Below are 14,958 nucleotides of genomic sequence, written 5' to 3' on the forward strand. Positions count from 1 at the left end.
GACCGGGCGACGAGCGGCGCTGAGCGGCGAGTGAACAGCAGGCGATGGGCGCGAAGCGTCCCGAGCGCAGCCGGAGGCTGCGGTTTGACCGGGCGACGAGCGGCGCTGAGCGGCGAGTGAACAGCAGGCGATGGGCGCGAAGCGTCCCGAGCGCAGCCGGAGGCTGCGGTTTGACCGGGCGACGCGCGGGCGCCGAGCGACGCCTGAGCGAAGCGAAGGCGGCGTGAGGATGACGTCCGCGCTTGGAGCCCGGCTAAGAGGAGAGGGGAAGTTGTGCTCGATCTGAACATGGCCTCGATGTCGGGGGCCGACGAAGGCGCGACCGTCGCGATGGTGATGGCCAGCGCCGAGACGAAGCCGGGCGCGCTGCTCGCGGTCGGCCGGGACGCGGCCCGCTGCCATCTGGTCACGCCCGCCGACTGGCTGTTCGTCTCACGGGTGCACTTGGAGTTCCGCTGCGACCAGCAGGGGCACTGGACGGTGGAGTGGGTGCGCGGTTCGCAGAACGCCCCGGTGGCCGAGGTCCAGGTGGACGACGGTATATCCGACAACCCCCGCTGCCTGCCGTACGGCTCGGGGATCGTGTTGTCGGAGCCAGGCTCCGGCGAAGTTGTCATCCTTGATCTGAACGGGCAACGGAAAGTCACCATCGGCTGGTTCCTGGCCCCGGCCGGCCGCTGATTGACACCGTGTCAGAAATCGTACGCAAACGTACCCGGACTGCACTATCGGGTGAACTGCGGGCGAATCCCGGCAGGCATACCCTTGCTGAAGGTAAGTTTCGCCGGGCCTGCCCAGCAACGTGACCGTCCACACCGGATACAGGTGTGAAGTCGTTCACAAGAACTGGGTAGACTCGATTTCGCGTCAGGCCCACAGCGTCGTGCGTCTTCCACGCGGCCCCCGAGCCACCTTGGTGACCCTGTCCGCCGACGGATGGCTCCTACCACCACCGCTGCCTGCGAAGGAAAAACGTGAGCAAGCCCGTCGTACTCATCGCTGAAGAACTCTCCCCGGCCACCGTTGACGCACTCGGTCCCGACTTCGAGATCCGCCACTGCGACGGAGCCGACCGGTCCCAGCTGCTGTCCGCGATCGCCGACGTCGACGCGATCCTGATCCGCAGCGCAACCAAGGTCGACGCCGAGGCCATCGCCGCCGCGTCGAAGCTGAAGGTCGTCGCCCGCGCCGGCGTCGGCCTGGACAACGTCGACGTCTCCGCCGCCACCAAGGCCGGCGTGATGGTCGTCAACGCCCCGACCTCCAACATCGTCACCGCCGCCGAGCTCGCCTGCGGCCTGCTGATCGCCACCGCCCGCAACATCCCGCAGGCCAGTGCCGCGCTGAAGCAGGGCGAGTGGAAGCGCAGCAAGTACACCGGCGTCGAACTGTCCGAGAAGACCCTCGGCGTGGTCGGCCTCGGCCGCATCGGTGTGCTCGTCGCCCAGCGCATGTCGGCGTTCGGCATGACGGTCATCGCGTACGACCCCTACGTGCAGCCGGCCAGGGCCGCGCAGATGGGCGTCAAGCTGCTGCCGCTGGACGACGTCCTCGCGCAGTCCGACTTCATCACGGTGCACCTGCCCAAGACCCCCGAGACCCTGGGTCTGATCGGTGACGAGGCGCTGCGCAAGGTCAAGCCGACCGTCCGCATCGTCAACGCCGCGCGCGGCGGCATCGTGGACGAGCAGGCGCTGTACAGCGCGCTGAAGGAGGGACGCGTCGCCGGCGCGGGGATCGACGTGTACTCCAAGGAGCCGTGCACCGACTCGCCCCTGTTCGAGTTCGACAACGTCGTGGCCACCCCGCACCTGGGCGCCTCCACCGACGAGGCACAGGAGAAGGCCGGCGTCGCCGTCGCCAAGTCCGTGCGCCTGGCCCTCGCGGGCGAGCTCGTCCCGGACGCGGTGAACGTGCAGGGCGGCGTCATCGCCGAGGACGTCCGTCCGGGCCTGCCGCTCGCCGAGAAGCTCGGCCGCATCTTCACCGCGCTCGCCCAGGGTGTGGCCGCGCGGATCGACGTCGAGGTCCGCGGCGAGATCACCAAGCACGATGTGAAGGTGCTGGAGCTGGCCGCGCTCAAGGGCGTGTTCGCCGACGTCGTCGAGGACAGCGTCTCGTACGTCAACGCGCCGCTCCTTGCGCAGGAACGCGGCGTCGAGATCCGCCTGACCACCTCGTCGGAGAGCCCGGACCACCGCAACCTGGTGACCGTGCGCGGCACCCTCGCCGACGGTTCCGAGGTATCGGTGTCCGGCACCCTGGCCGGCCCGAAGAACGTCGAGAAGATCGTCGAGGTCGAGGGCTTCGACGTCGACCTGATGCTCAGCGAGCACATGATCTTCATGCAGTACGCCGACAAGCCGGGCGTGGTCGGCACCATCGGCCGCTTCCTCGGTGAGGCGGGCGTCAACATCGCCGGCATGCAGGTCGCCCGCGCGGCCCGCGGCGGTCAAGCGCTGGTCGCGCTGACCGTCGACAGTGAGGTGCCGGCCCCGGTGCTCGCCGAGATCGCCGCCGAGATCGGCGCGGAGTTCTCCCGTGCGGTGAACCTCGACCAGGGCTGATCTTTGAACAGTTGATGAGGTTGGGCGGAGTTGTCGCGAAGACAGCTCCGCCCAACCTTTTTGTTGTTAATTGGGTCACATTACTGTCGGTCGGCTTCCCTAGGATGACGGCACCGGTTTTGGACCGGGCTGCTTCGAGGGGGAGCGTATGGCGACGGTTGTAGTGAAGAGCGGCATCTGGGATCCGCAACCTGAGATCCCACATCTGACCAAGCTGGCCGACCGGATCCTCAGCGGCCAGGTCGTTTTACCCAAGTTCCAGCGGCAGTTCGTGTGGAACCGGCAGCAGATCCTCAGCCTGCTTGACTCGGTGATCCGGAACTACCCGATCGGCAGCATTCTGCTCTGGCAGAGCACGGAGCAACTGGTCGCTGAGCGGTCGGTCGCCGGCCTCGGAGTGGAACCACACCGCCCTGGCTACCCGTTTGACTACATCCTCGATGGGCAGCAGCGACTCTCGACGATTTGTGGTGCGCTCCACTGGGACGCGCAGGGGAACCCGGAGAGTTTGTGGAACATCGTGTACGACCTGGAGGCAGAAGAGTTCTGCCATCGTCAGTCGCTTGATGATCCCCCGCCGCATCAGGTCCGACTACGTTTGCTGTCGGATCCGTATGAGTTCGCGACGGCAGCTGGGGCTTGAGAAGCGTCTTCGTGATCGTGCGCAGTGGCTGCTCAATCAGTTCAAAAACTACGTCATCCCGGTAGTCACTCTGCGGGAGATGCCGGTGGACGAGGTCGCTAAGGTCTTCGAGCGCATCAACAGCACCGGAACACCGCTGGACGTGGTCGACCTCATGCGCGCGGCGACCTGGCGGCCAGACTTCGATCTCCAGAATGAGATCGAAGAGCTGCTCGAAGTCCTCGACGCGAAGAATTACGGCCGGATCGACACCAAGACCATGCTGCGGTCCATCTCCGCAGCGGCTGGCTTTGGTTTCTCCCGCAAGGACATGGACCATCTGCGGGGCATCACCCGCGTCGAGGTGCGGGCTGCGGTGGAGCAGGCCGCGAAGGGCGCGAGGCACGCGGTCGACTTCCTCACTACGGAAATCCGGGCACCGAAGGCGGCTTCGCTTCCCCATTTGAACCAGTTCGCTGTGCTCGCGGAGATCTTCCGTCAACTCCCGAATCCGACCGCCAGGCAGTACGAGGCGATCTGCCGGTGGTTCTGGTCGACGGCTGCCGGAGGCTACTTCCAGGGCTGGAACGAGGCCAGGATGGCTGCCGACAAGGCAGCTGTGGCCGGGTTCGCCGCAGGGGAGACAACCGGACTGGAAGTCACCACGGCGATTCCACGGTCGTCACTGTGGAGCCGCAGCGCGTTCCGGAGTACGAACGCCCCGTCGAAACTGCTCGCGCTGATCCTGGCGTACGAGAACCCTGCGGACCTTCGCTCAGGACGGCCGATCGATGTCGGCAAGGCTCTGGCTTGGGAGAACGGCAAGGAGTACCACCACTTCTTCCCCAAGGCGTTCCTCAGGAAGAATGGCATCGGTGAGGCTGACGCCAACGTGTGCGCCAACCTGGTGATGCTCACATCCATATCCAACAAGTGGGTGACGGACCGCGCTCCCTCCGACTACCTCAAGGACCTGTGCGACACGGATGGAGAGGCGGAGGTCCGGCGCCGGGCGGCGACCTGCCTGATCGACGAGGACGCCTTCAACGCCGCGCTGAACGACAACTACCAAGGGTTCCTGCGGGCACGCTCGGAGACATTGCAACAGAAACTGGTCGAACTGATCGGCACGGAAGGAGAGTCAGACTCTGACACGCTGTCCATGGTCGCCGAGGCTGGGGAGACCGCCGGTTTTGACCCGGACCTTCCGGTGGACCGTGATTCGGCGGACTGACGATGCGGATCAAAGAGCATCCGGTACGGGACAGACCCCGGGAACGACTGCTGGCACAGAGCGCTGAAAAACTGTCCGACCGTGAGCTTCTCGCTCTGTTGCTCGGCACCGGGGCGGTAGGCGTGGATGCGGTCGAGCTGGCGGCCCGGCTGATCGTGCGGTTCGGTGGGCTGTACGGGGTTGCTCAGGCGTCGGCCGAGCAACTGTGTGTGATGCCGGGGATCGGGCCGGCGAAGGCGGCGGGGGTCGTTGCCGCCTTCGAACTCGGTGGGCGGGCTGTTCCACCACAAGGCAGACAGTGGATCTCCGGTTCGGCGGAACTGGCGCGGTGTGCGGCGCAGTTGCTTCGAGGAGAGCCGACCGGTTCTGTGGCCGTGCTGATCTGCGACAGCGGGGGAGGTGTGCTGAAGACCGGGCTACTGCCGCCGGAGGCGGGGACGCAGTCCATTCTGGCCATGGTCCTGACCGCGGGCGGAGTCCGCTTCGGGGTCGCCCGCAGTCGTCCTGGTGTGCTGTCCGACCCAGAGGAGTCCGGCCAGGCCGCCGCCCGTGAACTCCAGGCGGGCGCGGCGATGGTCGGGCTCCGGTTCCTCGATTACGTGGTGATCGCCGACGAGGAGTGGCGACGGGGCACGGGGGGAGGGGCGGTCATAGGCGGCCGGTGAAGGCGGCGTTGAGGAGAGCGGGGCGGAGGGCTTTGAGACGTTCGTGCTGGGCTAGCTGCAGTTCCCGAAGGCGGAGCCGTCGCTTCTCGATTGCGTCCAACTGTGTGAGAGCGGCTCGCTGTGCTTCTTCGCTGGGCGGAACAGGAACCTTAGCTCGTTCCAAGAAGCTGCTAGGAACACGTTGCTGTCCGGCTGTTCCGCTGAAGTTTGACATGGCGAGTGTCCGGAAACTTTGAGTTCGGACAAACCGGTGAATCCATTCCGGGAGAATTCCATCAAATGCGCGGATCACCTGGAACTCTGTCGACCCGAACCCGAAATCGGTACGAGGGCTACGGAAGATTGCAGATTTTCCATTCTGCATACATGGAGTGATGCGGGCAAAGATCACATCATTGCGCTTGAATTGCTTATATCCTGAACCGACATCTGCAGCGCTTTTGTATTCTGGGTTTGTTACTGTGCCAGTGATGTCACTTACGGCCGCCATGGGGACGAAGGCGACCTCAGTTTCCCCGGCGGGCCGTTTCGGTCGAGGGTTGATCTCAGCGAGTTCGGCAAGATTCTGGATCTTCCAGCCGTTTGCAATCCCGGCCGAGTAGATGCTCATCGCAGCGATGTCGGAAGCCTGTGTGGAGTCGGCGCGCTGAGACGGGGATCTGCTCTCAAGTTCTGTGACACGGTTGAGGAATACATCCAACTTCGCGGCGATGCGGCGTTGCTCGGCGAGTTCGGGCAGCGGTGCAAGGATGGACAGCAGACGCGCCGCGGATACTCGCTCACGCCGCGCGCCAAGCCCCTTGGATTCCTGGCTCAGTGATTTCCAAAATTTCGGCCACGAGCAGAAGTGGTGGATGTACCTGGCATCCGCCACAGTCGGATCCACAGAGAATGTGGGAAATTCCTGGGATAGGAATGCTCCGTCGAGCGAGCTCGGAACTGAGCTGATTGCTCCTTCGAATGCTTTTAGGCGACTCATGACGATTTGATTCTCATGGAGTCGGTTAAGCTTCGGATACTTGGTGCCTTCACTGGTGATTGATTCACGCTCAAATAGGCCACGCCCGAACCCGTAGACCCCGGCGATTCGGTATTCTTCCCCGGGCGTCACTAGAACTTCATCGATATCGAGCCGGATGGCATCGCTGAGGGGGCGCAGAGGGGGGTTCATTTCTCTTCTCCCAGTTCTCCGCGAAGCTCCTTCAGCAACCCCAGAATCTCTTCCTCCGTCTTGATCAACTCCCGCACCAGTTCCTCCGGTGTCCGCTGATCCGCCTCTTCCCCCACATGTGGGTTCGAGATGTCGAGATTGAACCCGGCCTCCCGGACTGAGCCGACGGAGACCTTCCAGGCCTGCTCACTTTCGACCCGGCCCTCCCGGCTCTTCCCGCCCCACCAGGCAGCGCAGGCCGCGAACTCCTCCGACCGCATCGGCTTGGTCTTGGTGTATCCCCGCCGCCCCTCCGGCAGCGCCACCTCGTAGAACCAGATGTCCTCCGTAGACGTGCCCTTCTCGAAGAAGAGCAGGTTCGCCGGAATCTGGGTGTACGGCGCGAAGACACCCTGCGGCAGCCGTACGACGGTGTGCAGGTTGCAGTCCCGCAGCAGTTCCGACCGGATCAACTTGCCCACACTGTCGAACAGTGAGCCGTTCGGCAGGACGACCGCGCAGCGCCCGCCGGGCTTCAATTTGTCGATGATCGCCTGGAGGAACAGCCAAGCGGTCTCCTTGACCTGCTTGCCCGCCGGGAACATCTGGGCGACCGACGCCTCCTCCTCACCGCCGAAGGGCGGATGAGTGAGGACGACATCCACCCGGGTCTTCGGCGACGAGTCGTTGCGCATCTTGACCAGCGCGTTGCCGAGCACGATCCGCGGATTGTGCACGTCGTGCAGCAGCAGGTTCATCAGGCACAACAGATACGGCATCGGCTTCTTCTCATAGCCGATGAGGCTGTCGTGCAGCAGCCGAAGATTGGCGACAGTCGCGTTCTCGTCCGTCTTGAGCTGTTCAGCCAGCTCCTTGTGCGACTCGACCAGGAATCCACCCGTACCGCATGCGGGATCGAGCACTGACTCGCCCAGCGCCAGGAAGGACTGACGCACCATGAACTCAATGACCGGGCGCGGCGTGTAGAACTCTCCTGAGTCGCCGGCGGCGTCACGCATCTCCTTCAGCAGCGATTCGTACAGCACCGCCATCGTGTGCACATCGTCGCGACCGTGGAAGTCAATCTTGTCGATCGCATTGACCAGATCGCGCAGTAGCACCCCGGACAGCATCCGGTTGTGCAGCTGACTGAAGATCGCCGACAGTACGTTGCGGGGGTCGTCCGGCCGGTCGCTCTTCAGTTCGCGCAGATACGGCAACAGTTCGTCGTTGACGAACTTCAACAGATGGTCGCCGGTGAACTGGTAGTCGCCCGCCCAGTTACGCCAGCGGAACCCCTCCTTCAACGCGGGGGTGTAGTCGGGGTCGTCGTACTCGTAGTTCTCCTCCTGCGCGTCGAAGGCGCGTAGGAACAGTAGCCAGGACAGCTGCGGCAACCGGTCCAGGTCGCCGTTGAGCCCGGCGTCCTTGCGCATGATGTCGCGCGCGGACTTGATGACGGCGGCAAGGCTGGTGCGCTTGTCTGGAACGGGTTTGGTCTTCTTTGTTGCCATGGAACTCAGTTGTCCGGTCCTGTGGTGTCGGAAAGAGCGGTCTGCCAGAAGGCGCGCAGCAGTGTCAGGGCGGCGGGCAGCTCCGGCTCGGTTTCGAGGGTCAAACTGCGGGCGATGCCCGGATAGACATCCGCCCACAACGGCGGCGGATCCGCGATCTGACCCGGCATCGGGTGGGTGTCACGAATGGTGAACACGTGTCGTACTGCGCCTACCAGCGATGAATCGGCGGCCAGCCCCATTTCGATCAGCAGTACCAGGTCGACCAGGTCTTTCACCCGAGTGTTCGGCCGGTTACCGTAGTCGCGGGTCAAGGCGTGCAGCTTCTCGGCGAAGTGCTGCCGCAGATCCACGGCTTCGATCGAACGGGCTGGTACGCCCGCGAAATCCAGAGTTCCCGGCAGGAGCAGCGTGCACGTCAGTGCCAGCTCCTCACTTCTTATAGCGATGTCCACCCGGATGCCGGCGAACAGCTTGCCCGCCAGATGTGCGTCGAGATGGAACCGCCAGGTTGCGCGGCCGGCAGTGTCGGCGGCCAGTCGACTCGCCGGACCGACCCGGAAGATGAAGCCGTCCTTGTCAGGGTCCGCCGTCAGCGCTTCGATCAGCAGATCGCGCAGTTCGTCGCCGTCGTCACCGTCACTGTCCGAACGGACGGCCAGATCAAGGTCCTTGGTGCTGCGCGCGCGATCGAGGAGCCGGAACTCCAGTGCCGCGCCGCCTTTGAGGATCCAGCCGGTCTCCTGGTCGGATCCCAACCGGGAAGCGATCCGGTCGAAGACGACTCGTCGCCGCAGACGGCCGAGATCGCTGCCGCTCTCCTCAGCGGTCTACTTCAGCCGGGCTTCCAGCGCGCGCCGAAGTGCCGACGAGTCTTTGTACCGGCTCATGCGGCGACCTCTCGTAGTGCCCGTTCGACAGCGAGTTCGGCGCGTGGGCCTGCCTGCTGTGCCGCGTGCAGTAGCCGTCGCCGGGTAGCGGAGCCGCGTTCCAGAACTTCCGTCACGGCGGAGTCGATGATGTCCTGATCCGCGTTCAGCAGCGCAGTCTCGACGATCGCCCGAACTGGAGTCGTCACCCGGTAGCCGGAGCGCTGCTCGATATCGGTCTTGCTGAGTTCTGCCCGATGCAGGACGACCGCGTCTTCGCGTTGACGGAAGCTGGACGGGACGGTCAGATGCACATCGGCGGAGTTCGCCGTGCCCAGATCATGGGCGGCCAAGGCGGTGTAGTGAGACACCACCGCCCGGCCCCGACTCCACAGGGTCCACCGGACGAACTGGTCGTCGGTTTCACCCGGCAGATCGGTGTACTCGCGGAACCGGTAGATGCCGCGGTCGATCCGGATCCAGTTGCCGCGCTTGCTGTGGAAATACTGTGCCTGATGGCTGAAGCCGGCTTCCACTGCGTCGGCTGCGGTGAAGTAGCCGCGCTGGGCGCTGGCGGCACGCCAGAGCCGGTCCCGGGCGCCCCGGGGTTCCGTAAGCATGCCGCCAGGCTAACGCATTTCGAATACTCATAGCAGACTTTAGTTTCAAGTAGAACGTGTGCACGAAACTAAAAACTGGTTATAGTTATGCCACTCCATAGAGATGGGTTGCCAGCACCTCAAGTGCTTGGTCGAACTGCCGCTTCCCGCCGAACCGCGAACCGATCTGCGCCGGCGTGCCGAGCGAAGCGAAGGGCTCCAGGCGCAGTACGGTCGCCTCCAGCTGCTCGTGACCGTGCGACCTGTACTTGTCCAGGATCATCTCCAGGACTTCGCGTGCATCCTGGCCGAAGGTCGCCAGGAAGTCGGTGTGTTCCCGCTTGAGTCGGCCCACCCGCTCGCGCCGGTTAACCAACGGCATCTCCCAGGCCACGTGGAGCAGCACGTCGATCGGGTCGACCTCTTGGGACTCCAACTGCTCCGCGAGCTGCCCCACCTCGATGCCGCGCTCGTTGAGTGCCTCTATCAGCATTCGGCGGGACTTGGCCGAGGCCCACTGGGTACGCAGGTCGTTCGGTTCGACCCGCATCTCCAGAACCTGATCGTGGACAAACTGCCGGTAGGTCATCAGTTTCAGCCGACGGCCGTCGCTGTCCAGGACGTAGAAGGACTCGCCCCACACAAAGACATGCGCGTCACTCACGATGTAACGCTTCCTGGCGTGGCCGGTGATCTCGTTGATCTGGTCAGTATCGGTGATCTCATCGGGCGTGGTGGGGACGGGAAGGTCCAGCGACCCGCCGTCCGCTGACTGGTAGTCGGCTTCAGGTTCCGCGACGGTCTCTTCGCCTTCGTCGTATTCGGTAACTGTCGCGAGCAGTACGCCGTTTTCATCGATATCGTCCCGGACGATCCGGACCGGTGGTCCGTCGAACTCAGGGTCGTTGAACAGAACGGTCGCGTCGACGAAGTCGATGATGTCGAACGACGCCTTCGGCCGTTCCAGGTCCAGAGCCAGCCGGGTGCCCCGCCCGATGATCTGCTTGAAGACGGGCATCGAACGGATCCGCCGGAACAGCACGATGTTCCGTACGGCAGGCATGTCCACTCCGGTGGACAACATCTGCGAAGTCACCGCGATTACGGGGTAATCCTGGTCCTCGGCCTTGAACTTGGCCAGCTGGGCCAGCCCCGCCGGCCCGTCGTCGTCGGTGATCCGGCAGGCGTAGAACTCGCCGTCCCGGGTGGTCATGTCGGCGTTGAGTTCGCGTAGTGCTTGAAGCATCCGCCAAGCGTGGTCATTGTTCTCGCAGAACACGAGCGTCTTGCCCATACGGTCTGTCCGTCGCAGAAAGTCCGTCAGATACCGAGCGGCTGTCCTGGTGCGCTCAAGCAGGGCCAGAATCCGCTCGAAGTCGACTGCGCTGTAAACGCGGTCGCCGATCTCATCTCCGTCGTCATCCAGCTGGCCGCGTTCGGGACGCCACCCCGTCATGTCCACGTCGAGGCGGACCCGGCAGACCCGGTACGGGGCCAGGAACCCATCCTCGATCCCCTGCTTGAGGGAGTACTCGTAGATGGGCTCGCCGAAGTAGCCGAAGGTGTCGGCCTCCCTCGTACTGATCGGCGTGGCGGTCAGGCCTAGCTGCACGGCAGGCTCGAAATACTCCAGGATCTTCCGCCATCGCGCAGCCGTGCGGGCGCTGCCCCGATGGCACTCGTCCACGATGATCAGATCGAAGTAGTCGGGTTCGAATCGCTCGAAGAGTGTGGATGCGTCATCCTCACCGCTTCGTTGGTTGCTGCGGTCCAGCGACTGGTAGGAAGCGAAATAAATGTCCCGGCCTCCACGGGCGTCGCCACGCGTCAGCCGGTGGACGGAATCGCCGAACACTGGAATGAAGTATTCGTCCTTCGGCTGGTTGATCAACGTGTTCCGGTCCGCCAGGTAGAGAACCCGCGGGTTCCGGTGCTCGCCGACCCACTTCGCCGTGCGGAGCTTGGCGACGAGCTGGAAGGCGAGGAATGTCTTGCCGGTCCCTGTCGCCAAGGTCAACAGGATGCGCTTGTCGCCCCGGCCGATCGATTCCAGCGTTCGGTTCACCGCCACGCGCTGGTAGTAGCGGGGTTCCTTGGGGGTGTTGTCGTTATTGCGCAGGGCGCTGTTGAACGGCGTCGCGACCATCGTGGCTGTCGCCTCGTCAACGAGTCCCTTCGCCACCTGATAGCGGGTCCACAGCTCCTGTGGTGACGGGAAGCGGTCGATCTTCCTGACGACTCCGGTTGCCATCTCGGTTTCGTAGATCGCGGTGCCGTTGGTGGCGTAGGCATAGGGGAGATCGAGCCGCCGGGCGTACTCCTCCGCCTGCTGCATACCAGCCGTCGCGTCTTTGCGGGCCCGCTTCGCCTCGACGACGCCGATCGGCAGGTCCCGGCCGTGCTTCAGCACGAAGTCGGCGCGCAGCGGGCGTTCGCGGTGCTCACCCGAAGGCCTGGCGATCCACTTGCCCGCTGAGATGACGTACTCGGCCTGGAGTTGTTCCCTGCTCCATCCAGCAGCTTCCAGACGTGGAAGGACCAATCGCTCGACAGTCTCGGCTTCGTTCGGGTCCCACCCGGCAGTCGTCATGGGACTTTCCTACTTGATCTGGCCGACAGTGTCTGTTCGAACTGTGGATCCCCGCGCGCATCCGTCCACGTACAGCTGTCCGCGCAGACCCGTCCGTGCACCCGTCCGAGTGGCCGTCATCTCAAATGCTAGGAACTCCGACTAAATCGCAGACAGCGACGGCCGGCCTCGCCTACGGTGAGGGAATCGGGTGTTCCGCATATCCGTAAATACGGTTTTGCCGGGATGAAAGCGCCTGTTCCGTCGCGCCCCACCCCCGCGCGACGGGCGACCGGATCACCCGGCTGATCACAGCTGGTGGTCACTGCGCCCCGCGGACTCCTCAGCCTCACCAGGCCCGTCCACTCCACATCTCTGCGCAGAGAGCAGAGTTCCGCGCCGACGACCGCCTTCCGTGCGGTCGCGCGAACCAAGGAGTGCATCCCCATGGACGAGACCGCCCGCAAGAACGCCAAGCAGGCCCTGCAGCGCGCCCTGGACCGCCGGGACAACGGCGGCAGCCCGGAGCCCGCGCAGCGCTGACCGCACCCGCCGAGTCCACTTCCTCGCAGTGTCTCCACTCCGCCGTACCGACCCCGCCGACCCCGTCGTGTCCACTATGTGGATTGGGAATGTCACCCTGTGGGACCGGGGGTAGGGTTCCGGACATGTCTCGTAGCATTCGTCTCGCAGTGGTCCCCGGTGACGGCATCGGCCAGGAGGTTGTGGCCGAGGGCCTCAAGGTCCTCGCCGCAGCCCTCCCCGCCGATGTCAAGGTCGAGACCACTGAGTACGACCTCGGCGCCCGTCTTTACCACCGCACCGGCGAAACCCTGCCGGACAGTGTGCTTGAGGAGTTGCGCGGCAACGACGCGATCCTGCTCGGCGCTATCGGCGACCCGAGCGTCCCCTCGGGGGTGCTCGAGCGCGGGCTGCTGCTCAAGCTGCGTTTCGCCTTCGACCACCACGTGAACCTGCGCCCGGCGAAGCTCCTGCCGGGTGTCGCGTCCCCGCTCGGTGAAGGCGCGAAGATCGACTTCATCGTCGTCCGGGAAGGCACCGAAGGCCCGTACGTCGGCAACGGCGGCTCGCTGCGCACCGGCACTGAGCACGAGGTGGCCACCGAGGTCAGCCTCAACACCGCGTTCGGCATCGAGCGGGTCGTCCGGGACGCGTTCGCCCGCGCCCAGGACCGCCCGCGCAAGAAGCTCACGCTGGTGCACAAGAACAACGTGCTGGTCCACGCCGGACACCTGTGGACGCGGGTCTTCAACACCGTCGCGCAGGAGTTCCCCGAGGTCACGACCGACTACATCCACGTCGACGCGGCCACGATCTACATGGTCACCGACCCGGGCCGGTTCGACGTGATCGTCACCGACAACCTGTTCGGCGACATCCTGACCGACCTCGCCGCGGCAATCGCCGGCGGCATCGGCCTGGCCGCGAGCGGCAATATCAATCCCAGCGGCACGTTCCCGTCCATGTTCGAGCCGGTCCACGGCTCCGCACCGGACATCGCGGGCCAGGGCAAGGCCGACCCGACGGCCACCGTCATGTCGGTCGCGATGCTGCTGCGGCACCTCGGCCTCACCGACCCCGCAGCCCGTATCGAGGCGGCCGTCGAAGCCGACCTCGCCGAGCGCGCGCAGCACGGTCCCCGTACGACGTCCCAGGTCGGCGACGCGCTCGTGGCCCGAGTAGTAGTCGGCTAGCCGCCGCCCTGCTCACAGCAGGACAGGTCACGCCCGGCGCGAATCGTTGGTTCCGCACGATCCGCTCCGGTCGTCGCCCGTCCTGCTGCCGGACTCCGTCCGGCACCACACCCGCACCACAAGCCCCGGGTGGCCGCAGGCGGCACATGCGCCTGTCGGTCATCCGGGTTGCTGCGTTACCGTCTCAACTGGTGGATGAATACTCCGAACAGGTGCGGTAGGCCGCAGGCGGCCGCTCCCTGATCCGGCCTGGATCTTCAACGGCTTCCTAGCGCGGCCCCGGTCCGTTTCCCGAGTTCCCCTCATAAGCCAGCAACCCCTCACCGGTGAAGGACGAGACGCAGCCATGACGAGCCCCACCCCGCTGACGATCGAGAAGAAGCCCACCTCGCACCCGATGCCCGCCGCCGAGCGCGAGGCGCGGATGGAGAACCCCGGATTCGGCCGGATCTTCACCGAGCACATGGTGACGATCAAGTGGACCGCCGGTCGCGGCTGGCACGACGCACAGCTGGTGCCGTACGCATCGCTGGACATCGACCCGGCGAACATGACGCTGCACTACGCACAGTCGATCTTCGAGGGCTTGAAGGCGTACCGCCAGCCCGACGGCGGGGTGTCCACCTTCCGTCCTGAGGCCAACGCCGCGCGCTTCCAGAACTCCGCCCGCCGCCTGGCGATGCCGGAACTGCCCGTCGACCTGTTCGTCGCCGCTGTCGAAGCCCTCGTCGAGCAGGACGCCGACTGGGTGCCGTCGAAGGACGAGCAGAGCCTCTACCTGCGCCCCTTCATGTTCGCCACTGAGGTCGGTCTGGGCGTCAAGCCGTCCAACGAGTTCCTCTTCATGGTCATCGCCTCACCTGCCGGCGCCTACTTCAGCGGCGGTGTGCAGCCCGTCTCGGTGTGGCTGTCCAAGGAGTACGTGCGCGCGTCACCAGGCGGCACGGGTGCAGCCAAGTGCGCCGGCAACTACGCCGCCTCGCTGGTCGCCCAGGCCCAGGCCATGGAGCACGGCTGCGACCAGGTCGTGTGGCTCGACGCGGTCGAGCGCAACTGGATCGAAGAGATGGGCGGGATGAACCTGTACTTCGTGTACGGGAAGGGCGCCGACGCCCGCATCGTCACCCCCGCGCTCACCGGCACGCTGCTGCCCGGCATCACCCGCGACTCGCTCCTGCGGCTGGCCGACGACCTCGGCTACAAGGCCGAGGAGTCCCGCCTGTCCGTCGACGACTGGCAGCAGGGCAACGCGTCGGGTGAGATCACTGAGGTATTCGCGTGCGGCACCGCCGCCGTCATCACCCCCGTCGGCTCGGTGAAGTCCAGCACCGCGGAGTGGACCGTCGGCGACGGAACCCCGGGCCCGATCACCATGCAACTGCGCGAGAAACTGCTCGGCCTGCAGACCGGCAAGGTCGAGGACGCACACGGCTGGATGCACAAGATCGTCTGAG

At 65.0% G+C, this 14,958-nt stretch carries 12 protein-coding genes; 7 read left to right on the forward strand and 5 right to left on the reverse strand.

The window, feature by feature from the left end; genetic code table 11:
- The first annotated feature begins 273 nt into the window (after positions 1-273).
- The 5 genes from AC0Z36_RS20550 (at position 274) to AC0Z36_RS20570 (ending at position 5,088) form a co-directional block, all read left to right on the forward strand.
- Positions 274-681, forward strand: coding sequence for an FHA domain-containing protein (locus tag AC0Z36_RS20550; RefSeq protein ID WP_485464438.1), 408 nt, complete (start codon positions 274-276; stop codon positions 679-681).
- Between the two features lie 293 nt (positions 682-974).
- Entirely contained in the window at positions 975-2,567 is a 1,593-nt protein-coding gene (serA, locus tag AC0Z36_RS20555) for a phosphoglycerate dehydrogenase (protein ID WP_485464439.1), read from the forward strand.
- 148 nt (positions 2,568-2,715) lie between these two features.
- Positions 2,716-3,210 (forward strand): DUF262 domain-containing protein, encoded by a 495-nt coding sequence (locus tag AC0Z36_RS20560; RefSeq protein ID WP_485464440.1) that lies wholly within the window; start codon positions 2,716-2,718, stop codon positions 3,208-3,210.
- A gap of 85 nt (positions 3,211-3,295) precedes the next feature.
- Positions 3,296-4,423: a hypothetical protein gene (locus AC0Z36_RS20565; protein WP_485464441.1), complete on the forward strand. Its 1,128-nt coding sequence runs from the start codon at positions 3,296-3,298 to the stop codon at positions 4,421-4,423.
- A gap of 2 nt (positions 4,424-4,425) precedes the next feature.
- Positions 4,426-5,088, forward strand: a complete 663-nt coding sequence (locus AC0Z36_RS20570) for a UPF0758 domain-containing protein (protein WP_485464442.1) — start codon at positions 4,426-4,428, stop codon at positions 5,086-5,088.
- On the opposite strand, the gene AC0Z36_RS20575 is transcribed toward AC0Z36_RS20570, so the two are convergent.
- The 5 genes from AC0Z36_RS20575 to hsdR all read right to left on the reverse strand — a co-directional run bounded on the left by AC0Z36_RS20575 (position 5,072) and on the right by hsdR (position 11,810).
- Positions 5,072-6,259: a restriction endonuclease subunit S gene (locus AC0Z36_RS20575; RefSeq protein WP_485464443.1), complete on the reverse strand. Its 1,188-nt coding sequence runs from the start codon at positions 6,257-6,259 to the stop codon at positions 5,072-5,074. The genes AC0Z36_RS20570 and AC0Z36_RS20575 overlap by 17 nt on opposite strands.
- Positions 6,256-7,752, reverse strand: coding sequence for a class I SAM-dependent DNA methyltransferase (locus AC0Z36_RS20580; RefSeq protein WP_485464444.1), 1,497 nt, complete (start codon positions 7,750-7,752; stop codon positions 6,256-6,258). The genes AC0Z36_RS20575 and AC0Z36_RS20580 overlap by 4 nt, the downstream gene beginning before the upstream one ends.
- A gap of 5 nt (positions 7,753-7,757) precedes the next feature.
- On the reverse strand, positions 7,758-8,510 hold the full coding sequence (locus AC0Z36_RS20585) for a nucleotidyl transferase AbiEii/AbiGii toxin family protein (protein WP_485464445.1): 753 nt from the start codon (positions 8,508-8,510) through the stop codon (positions 7,758-7,760).
- Positions 8,511-8,638: 128 nt separating this feature from the next.
- Positions 8,639-9,241: a type IV toxin-antitoxin system AbiEi family antitoxin domain-containing protein gene (locus AC0Z36_RS20590; RefSeq protein ID WP_485464446.1), complete on the reverse strand. Its 603-nt coding sequence runs from the start codon at positions 9,239-9,241 to the stop codon at positions 8,639-8,641.
- A gap of 85 nt (positions 9,242-9,326) precedes the next feature.
- Entirely contained in the window at positions 9,327-11,810 is a 2,484-nt protein-coding gene (gene hsdR / locus AC0Z36_RS20595; protein WP_485464447.1) for an EcoAI/FtnUII family type I restriction enzme subunit R, read from the reverse strand.
- 647 nt (positions 11,811-12,457) lie between these two features.
- Between hsdR and AC0Z36_RS20600 the strand changes: the two genes are divergently transcribed.
- The gene (locus tag AC0Z36_RS20600) at positions 12,458-13,504 is read left to right on the forward strand and encodes a 3-isopropylmalate dehydrogenase (RefSeq protein ID WP_485464448.1); all 1,047 of its coding nucleotides are present in this window, start codon (positions 12,458-12,460) and stop codon (positions 13,502-13,504) included.
- Positions 13,505-13,850: 346 nt separating this feature from the next.
- The gene (locus tag AC0Z36_RS20605) at positions 13,851-14,957 is read left to right on the forward strand and encodes a branched-chain amino acid aminotransferase (protein WP_485464449.1); all 1,107 of its coding nucleotides are present in this window, start codon (positions 13,851-13,853) and stop codon (positions 14,955-14,957) included.
- The last annotated feature ends 1 nt before the right edge of the window (position 14,958 follow it).

This window comes from Kitasatospora sp. UYEF31 (genome assembly GCF_057291755.1).

Coding starts and splice junctions, on each gene's coding strand:
- AC0Z36_RS20560 (WP_485464440.1), top strand. CDS start 2,716: ATGGCGACGGTTGTAGTGAAGAGCGGCATCTGGGATCCGCAACCTGAG.
- AC0Z36_RS20600 (WP_485464448.1), top strand. CDS start 12,458: ATGTCTCGTAGCATTCGTCTCGCAGTGGTCCCCGGTGACGGCATCGGC.
- AC0Z36_RS20575 (WP_485464443.1), bottom strand. CDS start 6,259: ATGAACCCCCCTCTGCGCCCCCTCAGCGATGCCATCCGGCTCGATATC.
- AC0Z36_RS20605 (WP_485464449.1), top strand. CDS start 13,851: ATGACGAGCCCCACCCCGCTGACGATCGAGAAGAAGCCCACCTCGCAC.
- AC0Z36_RS20580 (WP_485464444.1), bottom strand. CDS start 7,752: ATGGCAACAAAGAAGACCAAACCCGTTCCAGACAAGCGCACCAGCCTT.
- AC0Z36_RS20570 (WP_485464442.1), top strand. CDS start 4,426: ATGCGGATCAAAGAGCATCCGGTACGGGACAGACCCCGGGAACGACTG.
- hsdR (WP_485464447.1), bottom strand. CDS start 11,810: ATGACGACTGCCGGGTGGGACCCGAACGAAGCCGAGACTGTCGAGCGA.
- AC0Z36_RS20590 (WP_485464446.1), bottom strand. CDS start 9,241: ATGCTTACGGAACCCCGGGGCGCCCGGGACCGGCTCTGGCGTGCCGCC.